We start from the raw sequence: 19,201 nt of genomic DNA, 5'->3' as shown, positions 1-19,201 counted from the left end.
GCGCAGAGAGGCTGCGCGAAGGCTTCGCAGTGCCGGCTCAGAGCGGCAGCTGCGTGAGCCGCAAACTACAGCAGTAGACCCACAGTGAGAGTGGGCACGAACCCACCGAAGGACCCAGAATTCGTCACCGGGGTCTGCGAAAGCAGCAGCACCCCGCCGACGCCAACCAGTAACGCAAGCACGATAACCACGACTGCCGCAACGATGCGGCTTCGGGTTGCTGCCTGCTTTCCGCCACCGACCGGAAGCGGGCGACCATGCCGATCTAACGACTGCTCGCTACCAGCACGAGATTTCTGTCCCTCTGCCACGATCACTCACATTCGCATTACCGCATATGATCCTTGCCCGTTGGCAAATATGCGCCGACCTCAAACATCTCCCAGCCTACCCGAGAGCACGGCCAGGGCCCACGCGTCCCGCTAGAGGGGGCGGATCGTTACCGGCACCCCAAGATCATAGAACTGCTGACTGTAGGTCTCAGCGTTTCCGCCAAACGCCACGGTCGCCTGCACTCCAACCGGCGTCCAGTCTTGAGCAAACCAGAGAATAGCCTCACTCACCGGAAAACCGTTCCAGGTGAATTCATCAGCGCTCGTGATGCGGTACGCGTTAATGTCGCTGCCATCAGGAAGCGAAACAAGCGCCTGTTCGGCGTCGGTCTGCCACGCGGGCTGGGCTGCAATGAGCCCCTCAGTTTGCTTGGGGTCGGAGTAGTAGCGGTACATCTGAGCGGCCGCCCCGATGAGTTGCTGCTGCGGATCGTCTGATTCAAGGTCTCCCTTAATCGGCCCCGCACCAGCGTCGATCCACATCTCACCATCTTGGAAGACCAACTTGGTGCTCTCGCCAGCGCCCTCAAGCGTGGCCTGGAAACTGTATTCGGGGTCGTACGTGAATTCGACAACACCGTAAGAGTCGGCAGTGAGCTGCATCTTGCCAGAGCCGAAGCTTGCGAGCGAGTCCGCAACACACACACCGAGGTCGCCGCCAGTGAACTGCGCGTTCGGCTGCAATTCAAGCGCAGAGCAGCTGTCTGGGATCTCTCGGATAGCCGATGCTTCTTTCGCGCTAGCCTCCTGCGACAATTCTGGTGCTGCCGACACGTCAGATTTGGGCTGTTCCGAAGCTGCGCAACCGCTCAGTCCGATTGCCGCGACGATGACTGCGGCACCGACGAGCATTGAACGTCGATGTTGCTTCACTTCGGACTCCTCACGTTGAACGCACCATCAGCCTGAGGGCACCTAGCAATAGTATGCGACCTTCGATTGAACTCAGATGCGCGCTGACTTGTTGCCTCGGACACATTGCGCTCCGAGGTTCATTGGAAATTGAAAGTGTATTAGTGTGAGAGCCCAAGCAAATGAGGGAGTCATCACGAACGGGATACATACCTTCGCAGTCCCTGGCATTGAGCTTCTGCCTGGAGTGAAGTCATGAGCGGGGCCGCAAACGAAACGTCCCAGATCGCGTCACCCCCAATGGGCGAGCGCGCGTGGGAAGGTCTCAGCAGATGGGGCATGTGCTGGCGTACCGCGGTCACCTGCTTCGGTGTCGGGATGGCCGGCATGACGCTGCTCAGCCTGCTGTCAACGCTCGCCCTGGGCCAGGGAGGCCAGTTCGTCGGACCGATCGGCCTGGTGTTTACGACTGTTCCAGTTCCGATTTTTGCGCTGCTGATCACTTTGTTCGGACCGGCGCTCAGCACAAGGCACTCAACTTCGCAGGCATTCCTATTTGGGCTGATGGGTGTCGTCAGCTGCGGCGCATTCTTCTTCATCCTCGGCTTTATTGACCGTGCTTCTTCCCCGTGCGCGCCAGCGAGCGTGTGCGATTCGCCCCTCACTACAGCTTTTCTCATGATGTTTTTCGCGAGCATTCCGCTCTTCATCATGTCTTCAGTGGGTCTCGGCATGGCGATCCACATCTCAGGCAAGAGGGATCTGGAGCGCGCCACGCTCATCATGGTGGCGCTTTTCGCTCTCGTATTCTTGCCACTTCAGGTGTTCGGGGCACTCCAATCGCCGCTCGGCGGAACAGTTGGGGACCCTCCCAGATCAAGCTGCGGCGCGTTTGCCCCTGATGGGTCACACATCGAAGTGCCCTGCGGCAACGACTGACGCCTTGGCCTGGGTACGCCTCGGTGAAAGCAACCAAGGAGAAAGCGTGTTGTCTTTCATGAACTCCAAGCCTGCTGAAATTCGTGCGGTAGCTGTCCGTACTTTCATTGGAGAGAAGTAGAAGTCACGTGGAACGAACCAAGCGCAGCTGGAAAGCCTACCTGCAGGGCAACACGTTCTTGCAGAACGTCTTGACGCTCATGTCTGGCACCGCGCTCGCACAGGTCATCGCTCTTGCCACGCTGCCAGTTCTCACTCGTTTTTATACGGATGCGGACTGGGGTCTCGTCGGGGCTTTTTCTTCCGTGGTCGCAATCATCGTAGCGATCGCAACGTTGAAGTACGACATGGCGATCATGCTGCCTGAGCGCGATGACGCCGCAAAGTCGCTGGCGAGGTTGGCGCGCTGGGTTTCTTTCGTGCTTTGCATGGTCGCCACGGTTGTTATCATCTTGATCTCACCGTGGATCGCAAAGCTGATCAATGCGCCAATGATCGCTCCTTGGCTCACATTGGCCGGAGTTTCAGCATTCACCCTGACCGAGATCAGCATCTTGGGCTACTGGCTCAACAGAAAGCGTCAGTACAAAGCAATCGCAACGAATCGCGTATTGCAGAGTGGCACGACTGCTGCATCGCAGCTGGCACTCGGCTTTGTGAAGCCGCTTGGTTTTGGTGGCCTTATTCTCGGAACGTTGCTGGGCCAAGTGGTTTCAGTGTTTGCCCTGCACAGAAAGACCCCTGAACTGCGTGGGGGGCCCAAGCCCTCACGCAACGATCATGCGAGGCTCATGCGCCGATACCGAAACATGGCCCTCTTTAACGCGCCCACTGCGCTCATCGACACCTTGCGAATGAGTGGCATCACTCTTCTCATTTCGGCGATTTCGCTGTCTGCAAATGGCCAGTTCACGGTGGCTTGGAGACTCGTAGAAGTCCCAGCTGCCTTGATTAGTGCAGCGCTGGCACAGGTCTTCTTCCAACGATTCTCTGTCGTAGAGCGCGGCAGCATGCTGAAGTTGGTGCGGTCAAGCGTCCAAAAGTCTGCCCTGTTCGGTGTGCTCCCGTTTACGCTCGTTTGGGTGCTGTCACCGTGGCTGTTCCCACTTCTGCTCGGCAACAATTGGGGCGATGCTGGCTACTTTGCGCGGGCGCTCGTGCCGTGGCTCTTCATGAACCTCATTACTTCGCCGATCTCGACGGTCTTTGTTGTAACTGAGCGCCAGCACATCTCACTGATCTTCTCGATGCTCTACATGGCCGTGCCGTTCGCCGTCATCCTGCTGCTGCGTGACTCGATCATGACCGCAGTCTTCGTCATGGGTGGTGCGATGGCGGTCATGCTGTGCATCTACATCGTGGTCGCGATTGTGGTCGCACGACGCTTTGATCAACAGCCCGGACCGAAGGACGCCTAACCGCGGGACCCTCGCCTCAAAGGCCTGAGATTGAGCCTCCCCGTCTCCAATGGGATCACCTTGGATGAGGCGTATTGAGCAGCTAACCCGGTCATCTCACGCGATCGTTGTTGTGTTTTTCTAGCCTGCTTGTGTACCGCAATTGAGCTCAAGTAAGTGAGGTGTATACACATGAAAACCGCTCCCACCTCGAAGCCCCGTGGTCACAGGTACGCGCTGAGCATTGCCACTCTGATATTTGGTGCAGTAATGGGGTGTTTCGGAGCCAATCGGGCGGAACACGGGCCCGTCGCGTACATCATATTGGTATCGGCGCTTGTTCTACTGGGAGGTGCAGTTTTCTACGCTGTCAGATGGGTTCGTGAATCAAGAACTAAACAAGACTAGGCCTCGTGAGGCTCGACCAAAGAGTTTCTAGATCCCAGAATGCGGTGTATGGGTGATGTCGCCCGTACACCGCATTTTTCTTTGTCGGTTTTCATCAGAACCTGCAACCAGCGCCGCTCGGAGCAGTCTGGATCGATGCTGGTTACTTGTTCTGTCGGGTCTCATCCTGAACAGAACAAGCAAGTACCGGCACGAAATCTTGGCTACTTTCTAGGGGACCCATTGCTGGTCTGGCGAGTTCATGAGCGCAGACAAAAAAATTCCCCCTGATTGTTGACGAATCAACGATCAGGGGGAATTTCTGCTATCCAGCTATGGCGGAGACGGGGGGATTTGAACCCCCGGTTCCCTTTAACAAGAACCCTTCATTAGCAGTGAAGTCCGTTCGGCCGCTCCGGCACGTCTCCATGCGTGGACAGCTCTCTAATCCTACTGGGTGAATCCCCGGATAGAGAAATCAGACGCGCTAATAACCACTACCGCCGGAACAGACTTGTTTGTCTGGTTTCACTCCGGTGATGGATTCTGGCAGCTGAACAGGGCCTGAAGGTGTTGTCGCTGCGGTGCCGTCGCCAGCAGAAGATTCAGAAGAGTCTTCTGCTGCGGGAGCGTCAGCGGGCGTTTCTTCTGCAGGGGCCTCCTCTGCAGGAGGAGCGTCAGTCTCACCTTCAACCTGCGCAACGAGGCCCTTACCGGTCACATCGAACGGCTGGCCACTCTTGATGGTTTCGAAGAGCACATCTGCAAGCTCGTAGTTTGGCGTCAAGCGCCCCGACTCGTATGGGTGGTCAAGCGAGGGGTACTGCACGAAGTTCATGCGCTCAAGGTCGATGTCCTTCACCGTTCCAGCCATCGCCTGAATGAAGTTCACCGAGGCCATGTTGCTCGAGAGCGTGAGGTTCTCAACGCCAGCCTTCGCGAGGCCGTATACCTTCAGCGGATCCGAGAGCGTGTCTGAGCTCTTGAGTTCACGCATGAGCGCAGACATGAAGACCTGCTGGTTGTTGATGCGGCCAAGATCGCCACCGTCGCCAACACCGTGGCGGGTGCGGAGGAACTGCAGCGCTTCGTCACCCTGCAGCGTATTCATACCCGCTGGCAGATCGAGACCTGTGTTCTCGACGTCTTCAAGCGGTGCAGTGAGGCAGACGTCAACGCCGCCCACTGCGTTCGAAATCGCAATAACACCGTCGAAGGTGACAATCCCCGCGTAAGGGATGTCCATGCCAGTGAGTTCTTCAATCGTCAGAACTGTGCACGGCAAACCACCGTAGCCAAGCGTTGAGTTCAGCTGTTGCTCGCTCATCGCCGAGTAGTAGTCGGGTTCGCCGTCAGGTCCGGGGCAGCTGGGAATCGGCAACATGAGGTCACGCGGGAAGCTGACAACTGTCGCGTTCTGGTGATCCGCCGAGACATGCAACAGCAGGTTCACGTCGTTGAGCTCGCCGGTCTCACCGTCGTCGTAGGCCTGCCCCTCGCGGGTATCAGAGCCGACGAGCAACATCGTGATTTCGCCATCGATCGACTGGTCTCCGGCACCGACGGCATCCTTTGACTTCAGGTCAACAGTCTGCAGGCCTGATGCAACATTGAGCAGCGCGTACGAGACTGTCGCGATGCCGCTCAGAGCGACCACAACGACAAGGCCCGTAATCGAGCGGAGCACATTGACCCAGGTGCGTGAACGGCGCAGCGAGCCGTGGCGGACGCCCGCACTCTGTGCTGCGTCTCGTTCCTTGCTGCTTGCCATAAGGCAGTTCCCTCCCACACGCCGGACGGTTGCCGGACGATATTCAAGCTTCCAATCTACCGCGAAACGCTGGAGGACTCCTGCGATCCTTTTCTCTCAAGGAAATTTTCAGGGTTGCGCCGCATTGCGGTCGGTCTTTCGTGCTGGCGTTGGCCTGGGCCGCTGGCGGGCGGGCGGCGGCGGGCCGCTGGTGGGCAGTGGGCGGATCGGCCGGCGGATCCGCGAGAAAGGGGCTTCCCGCCGAAAAGAGGTCTTTCTGCCGGCATAAAGCGGCAATCTCGAGAGAAAGTGCCAGTTTCGCGGGGCTGAGCGCCAAAGCCGCGGGGTTGGGCGCCGGTGTCGCGGGGTTGAGCACCAAAACCACGGTGTTACGCACCCACCACCAGAATCAGCCCTGCGCACCCACCGCAAAAGCCCCCGACTCAAGTAGCGAACTACGAGTCGGGGGCTTTCAGTGGCGGAGGGTAGGAGATTTGAACTCCTGAGACGGGATCACCGCCTGCTTGTTTTCAAGACAAGTTCCTTCGGCCGCTCGGACAACCCTCCGCGAAAGAGCTTAGCAAAACTTTTTAGCCAAGGAGAACCGGGAAACGCTCACGAAGCGCCAAAAGCAGTCCGTCATCGAAGACTGACGCGGTCGTGCGCGACGCGGCGGCCTGTACCTCAGGGCTTGCCTGACCCATCGCAACGCCATCGCCAAGTCGCGAAGCCCAGCGCAGCATTTCAATGTCGTTTCGACCGTCACCGGCCGCAAATACGTGTGCCTGACTGACATCCATGCGCGAACGCACGACCTCAAGCGCGCTCGCTTTGGTGACACCTGCTGGCGCGATGTCGAGCCACGAGGTCGTTCCGACAACGTACGAGACGTGCGTAAGGCCGAGCGATTCGACGGTCTCAAAGAATTTTTCGACATTCGCGTTTGGCGACACGACGACAACGCGCGAGGCATTGACGTGCAGCAGCTCCTCGAACGTCACCTGCTTCTGCTCTGACGGCAGCGTGCCAGCAGGAATCTGCTGCGTGTAGAGGAAGCCGCCATCAGCAAGCTCGACCGCGTAGCGGGCGTTGAAGAGGTGGGGTCGGATCCGCAACAGCGCTTCAGTCGGATCAAACGCCTCAACGATCTCGCGGCGGTACGCACGCGTCGCAAGCGGATCGCGCTTCAGCGTCACCGCACCATTTGCCGCAATGACCCACTCTGCTGCGATGCCAAGGCGCTCGACGATCGGCAGCGTGGCGTCCACCGAGCGCCCGGTCGCGACAACGACCAGGTGCCCGGCGTTATGGAGGGCGCGGATCGCCTCGATCAGTTCCTCCGAGATGTGACCTTCTGATGGGTCATCATCTGCACCTGGCATCTCGTGACCGAGTACGGTGCCATCGAGATCGAGCGCAATGAGGTGTCGTTCGTCTGCGCGAAGCGATGCCGCCAAAGATTCCTCCTAGTTGGTGTCTCCCGAGGTTGCTGCGCCTGCGATGGGCTCGAACACTTCGAGTCCACCGAGGTACGGGCGAAGCACCTCAGGTACCGTCACGCTGCCGTCAGCGCGCTGGTGAGTTTCAAGAATTGCGACAAGCCAGCGAGTGGTCGCGAGCGTGCCGTTCAAAGTCGCAACGTGAGCGGTCTTGCCGGTCTCCGTGCGGTAGCGGGTCGACAGGCGACGGGCCTGGTAGCTCGTGCAGTTACTCGTCGAGGTGAGTTCGCGGTAGGTGCCCTGGGTTGGGATCCACGCCTCAATGTCGAACTTGCGTGCCGCGCTCGAACCGAGGTCGCCCGCAGCAACGTCGATCACGCGGTACGAGAGACCGAGCGACTGCAGCATCTCTTCCTGCCACGCGACGAGACGGTCGTGCTCTGCCTCTGCGTCCTTCGGGTCGATGTATACGAACATCTCAAGCTTGTTGAACTGGTGCACGCGCAGAATGCCACGGGTGTCTTTACCGTGTGAGCCTGCCTCGCTGCGGTAGCAGGTTGACCAACCGGCGTAACGCAGTGGGCCACCTTCGAGGTCAATGATCTCGTCTGAGTGGTAGCCAGCGAGCGCAACCTCGCTCGTGCCGGTCAGGTACAGGTCCTGATTCGGTAGGTGGTAGACCTCGTCAGCGTGCTCGCCAAGGAAGCCGGTGCCCTGCATGATCTGCGGCTTGACCAGCGTCGGAGTGATGAGCGGCGTGAAACCGTGCGAAAGTGCGCGGTCGAGCGCGAGGTTCATGAGCGCGAGCTCGAGACGGGCACCGACGCCACGCAAGAAGTAGAAGCGAGCGCCAGACACCTTCGCACCGCGCTGCATGTCGATCGCACCGAGCATCTCACCGAGCTCGAGGTGGTCACGGGGTTCGAAGTCGAACGAGGGAATCTCGCCAACCGTGCGCAGTGTCACGAAGTTCTCTTCGCCACCCTCAGGCACACCGTCAATCACCAGGTTTTCAATTGCCATCGCGGCTGCTTCGAAAACCTCTGCGGCCTCCTTCGAGCGAGCATCAGCGGCCTTGACCTTGGTGGCGAATTCTTTCGCCTCGGCAGCAGCGGCAGGCTTGTCTTCCTTTGCTGCAGTCTTGACCTTGGCACTGACATCTTTCTGAGCAGCGCGGAGGCTCTCAAACTCTGCCAGTGCGGCACGACGTGCAATATCTGCCTCGATGGCACGATCAACCACCGATTCGTCGTTGCCACGCGCTCGCTGGGAACGCTTAACGGTCTCGGGATCGTTGCGGAGAAGTACGGGATCGATCACACCCCAAGCTTAGAGCCTGCAGCCGGGCGTCCGCTTGAAAGATGCACAACCTACTACTCTTGTAGCCATGTCGAGCGAGAAGAGCGAGCCTGTCCCTCACGCAGCAGTGGTGTACCAGCCGTTCAAAACCGACGTCGACGCACTACGAATTGCGGTGTCGATCGCAGAGACCGACGCTGGCTGGGGCCCGACCCGGTGGTACGAGACCGAAGAGGCTGACGCGGGAACCGGTGCTGCCCGGCGCGCGGTCGACGAGGGCGCTGCCGTGGTGATTGGTGCTGGCGGTGACGGCACGATCCGCGCCCTGGCAGAGGGGATGCGCGGCACCGAAGTTCCGCTCACGATCGTGCCACAGGGCACGGGAAATCTGCTCGCACGCAATCTCGGTGCGCCACTCGATGACATGCAGAATGTGGTGCGCGCTGCGTTCCAGGGCGTGGATCGCCCCATCGACCTCGGGCTGCTCACCATTGTGCGCCCCGACGAGTCAGAAGAGGAGCATGTCTTCCTCGTGCTCGCGGGCATGGGACTCGATGCGCGCACGATCTCAATCACGAACCCTGACCTAAAGAAGAAGGTTGGCTGGCTCGCGTACGTCGACGCTGGCGTGCGCACGATGGTCAAGGAGAAGCCACTCGAGGTGCACTACTCGCTTGATCAGGGCGCGGTGAAGTCACTTCGCGTGTTCACCGTCATGATCGGCAATTGCGGTCTGCTCCCAGGCGGCGTGCACCTCATTCCCGATGCGAAGCTTGACGACGGCATGCTCGACGTGATCGTGATGAAGCCACTCGGCCCCTTCAGCTGGCTGAGCATTTGGCGCAAGATCGGCCTGGAAAACGGCGTGCTCTCCAAGAGCCGGTTTGGCCGTCGCATCATCGACCTTGGCCGCGGTCGTCGCGCAGTCACCTATTCGCTTGCTCGAAAGTATGCGCTGTCGGTTCCGCACCCCGAGCCCGTGCAGCTCGATGGCGATGACTTCGGCCTTGCCGTACAGGTGAGCGGATCGGTCGACCCGCGCTCACTCGTGCTGCGCGTTGACCCCGCTTGGGTTGCCGAGGGCTAACGCTGGGCGCTGATTCCTCAGCCCCGCGCAGGTCAAGCCACGCATCGTGACGCGCAAGGTTACGCGCGCGACCCCTCAACGACATCGCTCAGCCACTCGCGTGCTGCTCGGAACGAGTCATCACTGTGCCCAGCAGCGTATGACGCTGGCAGTCGATCTGCGCGCGGGTATGAGCCGAGGAACACGACGCGGGGGCTGAAACGCTTCACACCGAGGATCGCGTCTGCGACTCGCTCATCTTTCACGTGGCCCTCTGCGTCGATGACAAAGCGGTAGCGTCCCATGCGATCGCCGACAGGCCGTGAGGCGAGCAGCGTGAGGTTGATGCCGCGCGTCGCGAACTGTTCAAGCAGCAGCAACAGCGCACCCGACTTGTCTTCTGGCAGCTCGACGATGAGTGACGTCTTGTCAGTGCCGGTGGGTTCAGCGACGGGCAGCACACTGCTCACCAGCACAAAGCGGGTCTGCGCATCGGGATTCTCGGCAAGGCCCGAGGCAAGCACCGAAACGTCGTAGTGGTCTTCGATACCGGGAGGCGCGATGGCAGCGTCGATGTTGGCGTTCGACTCGAAGAGGTCAACGACCGCCTGCACGTTTGACGGCGCTGGGATGTGCTGGTGTGCTGGCACCTGCTCGTCGAGCCACGCGCGGCACTGCCCGTACGCAACCGGGTGGCCGCTGATAACGCGCACATCTTCGAGCTTGGTACCGGGCCGCACGACGAGCACGAAGTTCACTGAGACCAGGTACTCGCCAATGATGCGGAGTCCGGGAATCGTCGCGAGCGCATCTTGCGCAACGGTGACGCCACCGTCGATCGAGTTCTCGATCGCGATCATGGCCGCGTCACTCTCGCCACTCACGACGTCTTGCAGCGCCTCACCCAGGTTGGCAACTGGATTCCAGTGCTGACCAACTGCCTCTGGCACCTGCTTGAGCGCAGCCTCGGTAAACGTACCGGCCGGGCCGAGGTACGAGTAACGACGAAGGGGCGCGGTGGTGTTCGAGGACATGCCCACCAGCTTATTGCCCCAGGGCGTTATTCCCCCAGCACTCGACCTACGAGTGCCTGTGCTGCCTGCTGCACCTCTGCGAGGTGTGCTGCGCCGCGGAACGACTCAGCGTAGATCTTCATGACGTCTTCCGTGCCAGACGGGCGCGCTGCGAACCACGCATGCTCGGTCTGCACCTTCAGGCCGCCGATGCTCGCGCCATTGCCCGGCGCCTCTGTGAGTACTGCGACGATGGGGTCGCCAGCGAGCTCAGTTGCGGTGACATCGTCTGCGCTGAGCTTCGCAAGCTTGGCCTTCTGCGCAGGGGTTGCTGCCGCGTCGATGCGCGCGTACGCAGGGGAACCAAAGCGTGCCTCGAGATCACGGTAGTGCTCAGAGGGCGACTTAACGGTGACCGCCTGAATCTCAGCCGCGAGAAGCGCGAGCAAGATGCCATCTTTGTCAGTGCTCCAAGGAGTGCCGTCAAAGCGCAAGAATGATGCGCCAGCGCTCTCTTCACCACCAAATACGACGGTGCCGTCTGACAGGCCAGGTACAAACCACTTGAATCCGACGGGCACCTCGAGCAGTGTGCGCTCATGCGCCGCGACAACGCGGTCGATCATCGCAGAAGAGACCAGGGTCTTGCCGATGCCAGCGCTAGCAGACCACTCAGGACGGTGCCCGAGCAGGTATTCAATGGCAACCGCGAGGAAGTGGTTTGGATTCATAAGACCGGCGTCACGCGTCACGATGCCATGTCGATCGGCGTCGGCATCGTTGCCGGTCACGAGCGCAAAGTCATCACGGAACGCTTCGACCGTTGACATGACGTGCGCTGATGATGGATCCATGCGGATCTTGCCGTCCCAATCAAGGTGCAAGAAGCCCCACTGCGGATCGACCCCTGGGCCAAGCACGGTGAGATCAAGTTCGTAGCGCTCGGCAATCGCGCCCCAGTAGGCCTGGCTCGCTCCACCAAGCGGATGCGCAGCAAACTGCACTCCAGCGTCACGAATAGCCGCCATGTTGATCGCTTCGCCGAGGCTCTCGACGTATGCGCCAAGGAAGTCATAGCGGTCGACGGCATCGGCGTCGCCGCGCGCAATCTCAGCACCCGATTCGAGAAGTGCATTCGCACGAGCTGCGATCCACCCGGTGGCGTCGGTGTCGGCCGGGCCACCGTGCGGCGGGTTGTACTTGAAACCACCGTCAGCAGGCGGGTTGTGGCTCGGCGTCACCACAATGCCGTCAGCGCGCGCGGGGTCATCGACCGCGAGGTCACGATTGTGTGTGAGGATCGCATGACTCAACGCCGGGGTCGGGACGAACACTGCATCGCCCTCACCCGCCGACGCGATCACGTGTACCCCAGCAGCAACGAGCACCTCACGCGCGGTCGTCTCTGCGACAGCCGAGAGTGCGTGCGTGTCAGCGCCGATGTAGAGCGGCCCGGTAATGCCCTGCTCCGCTCGGTATTCTGCGATCGCGAGGCTGATCGCAGCAATGTGAGCATCGTTGAACGAGGCTTTGAGCGCCGAGCCGCGATGACCAGAGGTGCCAAATGCCACCCGCTGCGACGCGACTGCGGGGTCAGGCGTCACCTCAGCGTAGGCGCTCAGCAGCGCCTCAACTTCAATGAGATCAGCTGCGATGGGGGCTTTGCCAGCTCGTGCATGCATACGGCTAGTCTGCCAGCCCCCGCTGACATCGAAGTTCACATGCCCGGCGAGGCGAGCACCCGCGAAGTGAACACCCGCGAGAACGAGCACCCGTGAGACGAGCGCCCACAAAGCGCACACCGTGGCCGTTTGCCATTCGTTCATCTTTCCGGCGTAATGTAAACACTATGAACACGCAGGCAACGCACCGCGAGAACATCGAATGCTGGCTGACTGACATGGACGGCGTGCTCGTACACGAACAAGCCGCGATTCCCGGCGCTGCAGAGCTGCTGCAGCACTGGCGCGACACTGAGCAGCCGTACCTGGTGCTCACCAACAACTCAATCTTCACCGCGCGTGACCTCTCGGCCCGCCTCGCGGCTTCTGGCATCGATGTTCCAGAAGATCGCATCTGGACGAGCGCGCTCGCAACCGCGGCCTTCCTCAAGCAGCAGAAGCCTGGCGGATCGGCCTTCGTCATCGGCGAGGCAGGAATCCTGACTGCGCTCCACGACGCTGGCTACATCATGACCGAAACTGATCCCGATTTTGTGGTGGTTGGCGAGACGCGCAACTACTCATTTGACGCAATCACGAAGGCGATCCGCCTCATCAATAGCGGAGCGCGGTTCATCGCAACCAACCCCGATGCAACCGGGCCGAGTCCCGAGGGGCCACTGCCAGCAACGGGCGCGATCACGGCACTCATCACCAAGGCCACCGGCAAGGAGCCATACATCGTTGGCAAGCCGAACCCGATGATGTTCCGATCCGCGCTCAACAAGATTGGCGCGCACTCGCACAACACCGCAATGATCGGTGACCGCATGGATACTGACATCGTCGCGGGCATGGAAGCCGGGCTGCACACGGTCTTGGTGATGACCGGCATCTCGGATCCAGCTGAGATTGAAAAGTTCCCGTTCCGCCCAGATGAGGTGCTGAATTCGGTGGCGGATCTTCTAGTCCGCTGAGTGCACCCTGATATCGAGCGAAGCAGCGAGCGTCACCAGCCGGAAGAAGCTCGCGGTCGGGACGACATACAGGTGGTAGCAGTCGCTTTCAGTATCGAGGATCGCAAGCTTCAGGTCTGACTCTTCGAGGTGCCGCGCGATCAATACGAGCGCTTCCCAGGTGTGCTCGTTCTCGAGATTGAGGCTTGAGGTATCAACCGGGTATCCGAGGTTTTTCAGTACGACGTCGAGTTGCGCGGTGATTTCCTCCGGGGCTTCCTTCCAGTCAATGTAGGCGCCAAACCCAAACGGAGTTTCGTACCCGGCAAGCCGGTAGGCGAAGGTATCGCGAACTTCCACATCGCTGAACGCCACATGTTCCTCATAACCGAAGTCGTTCAACCAGCTCCGATGCCGAACGCTGAATGCGTCTGGGTCAGTCACCAGGAGCGAGATGTCAGCAACCGCAGCTGCATCCCCGTTACTGATAATCTTTGCCATCTCAATGAGTGGGGTGTAATCGATGTCAGGTGACGCCTCGATCGCAACCGGCTGTACTGGCGCCACAGCCTCAGGTGCACGTTTCTTGAAGCGGTCGAAGATTCCCATGTGGTGACACTAACTCACGTTTCGCCAGAAGTAGTGCGTTGGGCGACCGTCCATTCCCCATCGCCACCGGCATCTGCGTGAAAACTACGTATGCCGCGGTGTCCTTTGTCACGCAAGGTGCCTCGAAGTACACACACACACACACACGAGTGGGTCCGGGCTGTCGCCCGAACCCACTCATATGCGGTTACCGTCGACCGTGTGGCCGGTAATCATTCCCACGTGACCGGTACCCTGCGAGGACGGTGATGCCACCGACCAGCAGCAGTGCGCCAACCATCGCGAGCCACATGTTGCCGTCGTCACCGGTGACGGCAAGCTGTTTCGTCTCAGCTACCGCAATCGGCTTCGGAGCCGGGGTGACCTGGACCACCGGAGTCGGTGTCACGACTCCTGGCTTGGCCGGTGGCTCTACTGGCGGATCTACAACCGGCGGCTCTTCTTGGCAGTCATTGGCGAAGAAGGCTTGCCCCTCAGCGTCCCAGTGCTGCCCAACAACAGCGACCTCTTCACCGTCAACCGTGAAGGTGAAATCGTTGAAGATCGATTGCGGATTGTCTTGCGCGTATCCGTTGGCAAATTCTTCACCGGTCACGGTGCGCTTCTCCCACCCTTCTTCGTCAGAGATAAAGTGACAGACCTGGGTCTCACCCTCATAGACAGGTGGCTCTTCCTCACAGGAGTCGAAGGTGAGCTCCATCGTGCTGACGGTCTCATTCGAGAGCAACAGCGTCAGATTGTATTCGCCAGGCGCTCCCAGCGCGAACGTTGTCGTACCGTCGCCGAGGTTGCTCAGCGTCTTTGTGAAGCCGTTCGGGCCAGTGACTTCAATGTTCACACCAGACCGTGACAGTACCTTGCTGAGCGTCACCGCAAGCATTTCCTGCGTCGAAGTATCTGCATCAAGACACTCGGGTGTCGCCGCCAGCACCATCGCTGGTGGATCTACCTCGGGTGGAACTTCCTGGCATCCGTTTGCGAGAATCGCCTGCCCCTCTGCATCCCAGTTCAAGCCCGGGTAGGTGAGGGTTTGGTGTCCTTGTGTCACAGTGAACGGCGGGATGATGTCGCGATTTCCCTGGTGGGAGGTGTGACCCTGCGAAATGATGCTGTTCGCGTTTGAGGTCAGTGGCTTCGCCCAGCCATTTTCTTGCCCGCGCCAGTGGCAATAGGTGATGTTCGCATCATTGCCACCACGCGCCGCTGGCTCTGCAGATTCCTGCGTTTTCGATGCCGCAGGCGCTGCAGTGCGTGCAGCGTTTGCCTCGTCAGCTGGAGCCGCTGGCTCGCCCGAATCTGCACCGTCAGGACCCTCAGCGTCGTCAGCAGGAGGCGCTACCGGATCAGCGGGGGCAACAGGGTCGGCGGTGGGCGCTTCCGCTGGTGCCTCGACCGCAGGCTCCGCGGGCGCAGGCTCAGCAGGTTCTTCTGCAGCAGGCTCTTCTGCCGCGGGGGCAGCTGGTTCGGGTGCGGGCTGCTCAGCTGGCGTATCCGCTGGTGTTCCACCCCCGGTGTCAGCACCGGCATCAGGTGCTGCAGCTTGCGCAGAAGGAGCCTGATCCACCCCCTCATCTACCGCGTATGCGGCGAGCGCTCCCGGCCCCAATGCCAGTGCACCGGCGCCAAGGAGAGCGATGATGCTGCGTCGCACCGTTCGCCAGACAAGTCTTCGTTCTGAGTCCCGTTCGTGTCGTCGAGCGCTCATGATCTTTCCCTCCACAAGACCGAGCGCAAGGTCTCGGTCGTGTCGGGATCCTGCGCATGATTTCGGTCATCTTGTGAAGGAGATTACGTATCAACTTGTCTCGAAAACATCGTGGAAAACCACGTAAGTTACTCACTCGTCACGACGCCACCGTTCCCTCGACGCCCAAGTGCCGAGTTCGTCGCGATTGGTAACACCCAGTTTTTGAAACACACGGGCCAGGTGGGTCTCCACCGTACGATGCGCGATGTACAGGCGATCCGCGATGAACTTGTTGGAATAGCCAAGTGACGCAAGCAGCATCACCTCCCGTTCACGTGAGGTGAGGTCAGCCGTTGGCGGCGGCGGCAAGTGCACACCAAGGCTTGCGAGGCGACGCTCTTCTGCAGAGTCAACGTGTACTGCTGCATGACCCTCAGCCGCAAAGCACCGGATGTGCGCGAGCATCGCATCACCCTTCGCGGTTGCTACGACATCGGCGAGTAGCATCGCCCGCTCCAGTTCATCGCTCGTGGCCGTGCGACGCTCGCACACTGCCACATGGAGTGCCTGCAGTTCGGTGTCTGGCAGATGCTGGTCGCGTGCCCACTCTGCCGTCTGTCGAGCGTGTTCGGCAATGAGCGGATCCCGCATCCACTGCCGCGCACGAAGCAGGAGGATCCGCCGAATTCCACCAACTGCGCGGCCGAGACCCGGCCGCGTTTGCTCTGCGAGAGCAATCGAACGCTCAGCGATGTGCTGATCACCCAGAGCTGCGGCAGCAAACGCGCGCATGGCGTGCACCACCGGGAGTACGCCATACATGTCTCGCTCGTTGATGCTGTCGATCAACCGTTCGGTTTCGCCAAGCGCGACGTCCCATCGGCCCTCTTCGATGGCGATGATCGCAGCACATCCACCGAGCAACACGAGGTACTCGCCTGACCGCAGTGCGCGCTCTTCCATTTCAGCAAGCGCCTCGTGTGCCCGCTCAACGTCACTGTGGGCGACGAGTGCGAGTACCCAAGCGAACGCAACCAACTGCGTCAATTCGGTGCGGCTAGCCTGCCCCGCACCGTGCATCACCCGTACCGCCGTTGCTTCCTCGACCGCAGCACCAGACTCACCGCGCTGGGTCAGAATCAATGCCCGAACTGCACTTCCCAACGCTCCGGCGCCAGCCGTCTCCGATCCTGCGCGTATTGCAGTAGGCTCGGTCGTTTCGAAGGCTTCCCGCAGCCTGCCGGTAGAAGCAAGCATGAGCGCCCGCATGCCCCGTACATAGTGCGACCCTTCACCGGTGGCCGCCACAGACGCCGCTTCCGCGCTGTCAAGCATGGCAAAGGCGCGGCTCGAATCAGCATGATGCATGAGCTCCCACAGTGCGAGCTCCGCGCCAATGTGGGCTGCCGTGTGTGCGGTGAGCACGGTCTCGCCACTCGCCCCACCGAGTACAGCTCCTGCCGCAGCCATCACGCTCGCATATGCTTCGACGTCGCCGACAAGACGAGCAACGCTGATCACCACAAACGTGCATTCAATGCGTTGTTCTGCCGTTGATTGCTCGCTCGCAAGCACTTCCTGCGCGATCCGCATTCTCAACATTCGTTCGCCGCTGTATCGCGTTGATTCGAACGCAGACCACAACCACGCGATTGGCACCTCGACGCCAACCGCAAGACTGAGCATCACCAGCCGCAGCATGCGCTGCGGTGATTGCAGCAGGTCGTACTTTGCATATTCCTGTTGCAAGATGTCGAGCGTCTCGCTATACACTTCGTATCTGCGCTGTGGCAGAACACCTGCGCGGATCGAGTCAGCAAGCATCGGGTGCGCCACCTCAAGCGCGTCGACGGCTTGATGGTGCGTACTCGAGGCCACAAATCCATACGTGATCAACGCTTTCAGCGATTCAGCTGGCATTCGACGCAACAGCACGACCTCTGAGACCGGTTCTAGCAGGGCAATCTGCTCGAGAAGCTCCCACTCATCTGGGGTACACACCCCAGCCACGGTTTCCCCGATGCCACGCAAAGGGGCGTTTTCTGCTTCGTTGACCCAAGCCCCATCACGGGAATAGCGCATGCGCCCCTGATACTCAGCCTCAATCGCGAGCGTCAGCAGCAGATAGGAATTACCCCTGGTCACCGCATGCCAACGCCGCAGGGTCGACGGGACAATGTGCGGCACTGAGAGCAGCTCGCTGAGCATCCGGTCAGCCTCGTCAATGGTCAGCGGCGGAACCGGTAAACGCACGAGGTTTGTGCCTGCGGTCCAGCGGGTGAGCGGACCCGTCATCCGCGAGGCCGTTGCAATGCATCGAACAAAGGGATACCGCTGGAGCAACATGAGCGTGGCGATATCCATCGGGAGATAGAAATCAACGTTCGGAGCGAGGATCAGGAGCGGCTCGCCCGCCGCGACGCGTCCGAGCTGCCGCAGGGCGTCGCCCACTCTCACCGCCCGAATGTCGGGGTCATCATCACCCAATTCAATTTCTGGAAACGCAATGCTGAACACCGACATATGACCAGCGTGTGGCGGCGGAGGGAGTTCAACGACATGCCAGGGCTCCTCGGCCTGCTGCGCGAATGCATTCGCAACCTCTTGCGCGAGCTGGAGTCGGCCACTGCCCTGTTCACCCAGCAGAAGCACGCTCGCGTTCGGTTGTGAGATCTCCTCGGTCAGGCGCTGCACCCGTTCGGGTGCAATGACAGCCGCAGGCACGATCGCCGGGAAACGACGCTCCGTCGCCCCCTTGCGATGGAAGTACTGATCACGCATTTGGCCCCTCCGAAACGCGTCTGGTGGTTCACAAGAGTGACACACAGCGCTGAAATCGCCCAGCGGAAGGACAACACCTGTCAGTTAGATCAATTCGCATGCATTGAACCGGCCTTGTCGTTGCATGCGTTCTACAGAAAAGGGGCGGGCGAGCAATCGCGATTCTTGCGATACTCGTCCGCCCCTTCACCGAATGTTCACGTGCCATTGGCGCGGTGACTGATCGGCATTCCTACTTTTTCGAGCGAATTGCCTTCACTGCCATCTGCACGATGACCAGCACCAACAGTGCCGAGAACGCAATGTTCGACCACATGGGGGTGATGTAGGTTGCCACGATTGAGCCAAGGGGCGAGCACAGGCTCGCTGCAATGCCCAGGGGAACCGCTGCCCGCAGGTCAACATTCTGGCGGCGGAAGTTACCGATCGTGCCCGAGATCGAGCCAGGAATCAGCATGATGAGCGAGGTGCCCTTTGCGACAAGGTCGTTCGCCCCAAAGAAGAACATCAGCACTGGAACCACGACGACGCCACCGCCAACACCGAGCAGACCCGACAAGATGCCGGTGCCAAACCCAACAAGGATGAGCGCGATGCCACTGATGATCGTGATCGTCACCTCAGAGTCGCGTGACGGCACAATGAACCACAGGCTCACCACAACGAGCACCAGGAAGGCCATGAAGGTCCAGCGCAGCACCCCGGTCGGGATCCGCTGCAGCAAGTAGCTGCCAACCTGCGCGCCGCCGATAATGCCGATCGCAAGCAACAGCGCCGCAACCCAGTCCACGTGTCCCTGCACGGCGTAGGTGATGCCACCCACGACCGCAGCCGGGAGAATCGTCGCCACCGAAGTACCTGCTGCAAGCTTCTGCTGGTAGCCAAGAACGAGCACGAGCAACGGGACGAGCACGATGCCGCCACCAATGCCGAACAGGCCCGAGAGCATGCCGGTGAGCGCACCCAGGAGGAGCAGGATAATTACGGGCTGCCGCTTGTGAGCGACGTCAAAGTTTGTCATTGCTTCGATCTT

At 60.3% G+C, this 19,201-nt stretch carries 15 protein-coding genes and 2 tRNA genes; 4 read left to right on the top strand and 13 right to left on the bottom strand.

Features of this window, described 5'->3' with window-relative positions; genetic code table 11:
- Window positions 1–65: 65 nt before the first annotated feature.
- A complete protein-coding gene (locus FW756_RS06680) occupies window positions 66–311 on the bottom strand; it encodes a hypothetical protein (protein WP_446429380.1) in 246 nt (81 codons plus the stop codon).
- A 111-nt stretch (window positions 312–422) separates the two neighbouring features.
- On the bottom strand, window positions 423–1,205 hold the full coding sequence (locus FW756_RS06675) for a hypothetical protein (protein ID WP_446429379.1): 783 nt from the start codon (window positions 1,203–1,205) through the stop codon (window positions 423–425).
- Between the two features lie 234 nt (window positions 1,206–1,439).
- Here FW756_RS06675 and FW756_RS06670 point away from each other — a divergent pair, with 234 nt between their 5' ends.
- Together FW756_RS06670 and FW756_RS06665 are read left to right on the top strand one after the other, a co-directional pair.
- Window positions 1,440–2,123: a hypothetical protein gene (locus FW756_RS06670; protein WP_446429378.1), complete on the top strand. Its 684-nt coding sequence runs from the start codon at window positions 1,440–1,442 to the stop codon at window positions 2,121–2,123.
- A 128-nt stretch (window positions 2,124–2,251) separates the two neighbouring features.
- The gene (locus tag FW756_RS06665) at window positions 2,252–3,541 is read left to right on the top strand and encodes a lipopolysaccharide biosynthesis protein (protein WP_446429377.1); all 1,290 of its coding nucleotides are present in this window, start codon (window positions 2,252–2,254) and stop codon (window positions 3,539–3,541) included.
- Window positions 3,542–4,243: 702 nt separating this feature from the next.
- On the opposite strand, the gene FW756_RS06660 is transcribed toward FW756_RS06665, so the two are convergent.
- From FW756_RS06660 to serS, 5 genes are all read right to left on the bottom strand, one after another.
- Window positions 4,244–4,335 (bottom strand) — tRNA-Ser (locus FW756_RS06660).
- Window positions 4,336–4,394: 59 nt separating this feature from the next.
- The gene (locus tag FW756_RS06655; RefSeq protein ID WP_446429376.1) at window positions 4,395–5,678 is read right to left on the bottom strand and encodes an LCP family protein; all 1,284 of its coding nucleotides are present in this window, start codon (window positions 5,676–5,678) and stop codon (window positions 4,395–4,397) included.
- 455 nt (window positions 5,679–6,133) lie between these two features.
- A tRNA-Ser gene (locus FW756_RS06650) sits at window positions 6,134–6,224 on the bottom strand.
- Between the two features lie 23 nt (window positions 6,225–6,247).
- Window positions 6,248–7,114 carry an HAD family hydrolase gene (locus FW756_RS06645; protein ID WP_446429375.1) on the bottom strand — a complete coding sequence of 289 codons (867 nt, stop codon included), beginning with the start codon at window positions 7,112–7,114 and terminating at the stop codon, window positions 6,248–6,250.
- Window positions 7,115–7,123: 9 nt separating this feature from the next.
- Window positions 7,124–8,416, bottom strand: coding sequence for a serine--tRNA ligase (gene serS, locus FW756_RS06640; RefSeq protein WP_446429374.1), 1,293 nt, complete (start codon window positions 8,414–8,416; stop codon window positions 7,124–7,126).
- Between the two features lie 67 nt (window positions 8,417–8,483).
- Here serS and FW756_RS06635 point away from each other — a divergent pair, with 67 nt between their 5' ends.
- Window positions 8,484–9,482: a diacylglycerol/lipid kinase family protein gene (locus FW756_RS06635; protein WP_446429373.1), complete on the top strand. Its 999-nt coding sequence runs from the start codon at window positions 8,484–8,486 to the stop codon at window positions 9,480–9,482.
- A gap of 59 nt (window positions 9,483–9,541) precedes the next feature.
- On the opposite strand, the gene pheA is transcribed toward FW756_RS06635, so the two are convergent.
- Together pheA and pgm are read right to left on the bottom strand one after the other, a co-directional pair.
- The gene (gene pheA / locus FW756_RS06630; protein ID WP_446429372.1) at window positions 9,542–10,495 is read right to left on the bottom strand and encodes a prephenate dehydratase; all 954 of its coding nucleotides are present in this window, start codon (window positions 10,493–10,495) and stop codon (window positions 9,542–9,544) included.
- A gap of 26 nt (window positions 10,496–10,521) precedes the next feature.
- Window positions 10,522–12,156 carry a phosphoglucomutase (alpha-D-glucose-1,6-bisphosphate-dependent) gene (gene pgm, locus FW756_RS06625; protein WP_446429663.1) on the bottom strand — a complete coding sequence of 545 codons (1,635 nt, stop codon included), beginning with the start codon at window positions 12,154–12,156 and terminating at the stop codon, window positions 10,522–10,524.
- 167 nt (window positions 12,157–12,323) lie between these two features.
- Between pgm and FW756_RS06620 the strand changes: the two genes are divergently transcribed.
- Entirely contained in the window at window positions 12,324–13,112 is a 789-nt protein-coding gene (locus FW756_RS06620; RefSeq protein ID WP_446429371.1) for an HAD-IIA family hydrolase, read from the top strand.
- On the opposite strand, the gene FW756_RS06615 is transcribed toward FW756_RS06620, so the two are convergent.
- The 4 genes from FW756_RS06615 to FW756_RS06600 form a co-directional block, all read right to left on the bottom strand.
- On the bottom strand, window positions 13,101–13,700 hold the full coding sequence (locus tag FW756_RS06615; RefSeq protein WP_446429370.1) for a DUF6630 family protein: 600 nt from the start codon (window positions 13,698–13,700) through the stop codon (window positions 13,101–13,103). The genes FW756_RS06620 and FW756_RS06615 overlap by 12 nt on opposite strands.
- 187 nt (window positions 13,701–13,887) lie before the next feature.
- Entirely contained in the window at window positions 13,888–15,405 is a 1,518-nt protein-coding gene (locus FW756_RS06610; protein ID WP_446429369.1) for an LPXTG cell wall anchor domain-containing protein, read from the bottom strand.
- Between the two features lie 132 nt (window positions 15,406–15,537).
- Complete coding sequence (locus tag FW756_RS06605) at window positions 15,538–18,168, bottom strand: LuxR C-terminal-related transcriptional regulator (protein WP_446429368.1); 2,631 nt, start codon at window positions 18,166–18,168, stop codon at window positions 15,538–15,540.
- Window positions 18,169–18,400: 232 nt separating this feature from the next.
- Window positions 18,401–19,189 carry a sulfite exporter TauE/SafE family protein gene (locus tag FW756_RS06600; RefSeq protein ID WP_446429367.1) on the bottom strand — a complete coding sequence of 263 codons (789 nt, stop codon included), beginning with the start codon at window positions 19,187–19,189 and terminating at the stop codon, window positions 18,401–18,403.
- Between the last annotated feature and the right edge of the window lie 12 nt (window positions 19,190–19,201).

This window comes from Leucobacter sp. 1207-22 (genome assembly GCF_052850455.1).
This window is presented reverse-complemented; position numbering and strand designations above follow the sequence as displayed.

Coding starts and splice junctions, on each gene's coding strand:
- FW756_RS06670 (WP_446429378.1), top strand. CDS start 1,440: ATGAGCGGGGCCGCAAACGAAACGTCCCAGATCGCGTCACCCCCAATG.
- FW756_RS06600 (WP_446429367.1), bottom strand. CDS start 19,189: ATGACAAACTTTGACGTCGCTCACAAGCGGCAGCCCGTAATTATCCTG.
- FW756_RS06610 (WP_446429369.1), bottom strand. CDS start 15,405: ATGAGCGCTCGACGACACGAACGGGACTCAGAACGAAGACTTGTCTGG.
- FW756_RS06635 (WP_446429373.1), top strand. CDS start 8,484: ATGTCGAGCGAGAAGAGCGAGCCTGTCCCTCACGCAGCAGTGGTGTAC.
- pgm (WP_446429663.1), bottom strand. CDS start 12,156: ATGCATGCACGAGCTGGCAAAGCCCCCATCGCAGCTGATCTCATTGAA.
- FW756_RS06605 (WP_446429368.1), bottom strand. CDS start 18,168: ATGCGTGATCAGTACTTCCATCGCAAGGGGGCGACGGAGCGTCGTTTC.
- pheA (WP_446429372.1), bottom strand. CDS start 10,495: ATGTCCTCGAACACCACCGCGCCCCTTCGTCGTTACTCGTACCTCGGC.
- FW756_RS06655 (WP_446429376.1), bottom strand. CDS start 5,678: ATGGCAAGCAGCAAGGAACGAGACGCAGCACAGAGTGCGGGCGTCCGC.
- FW756_RS06620 (WP_446429371.1), top strand. CDS start 12,324: ATGAACACGCAGGCAACGCACCGCGAGAACATCGAATGCTGGCTGACT.
- FW756_RS06615 (WP_446429370.1), bottom strand. CDS start 13,700: ATGGGAATCTTCGACCGCTTCAAGAAACGTGCACCTGAGGCTGTGGCG.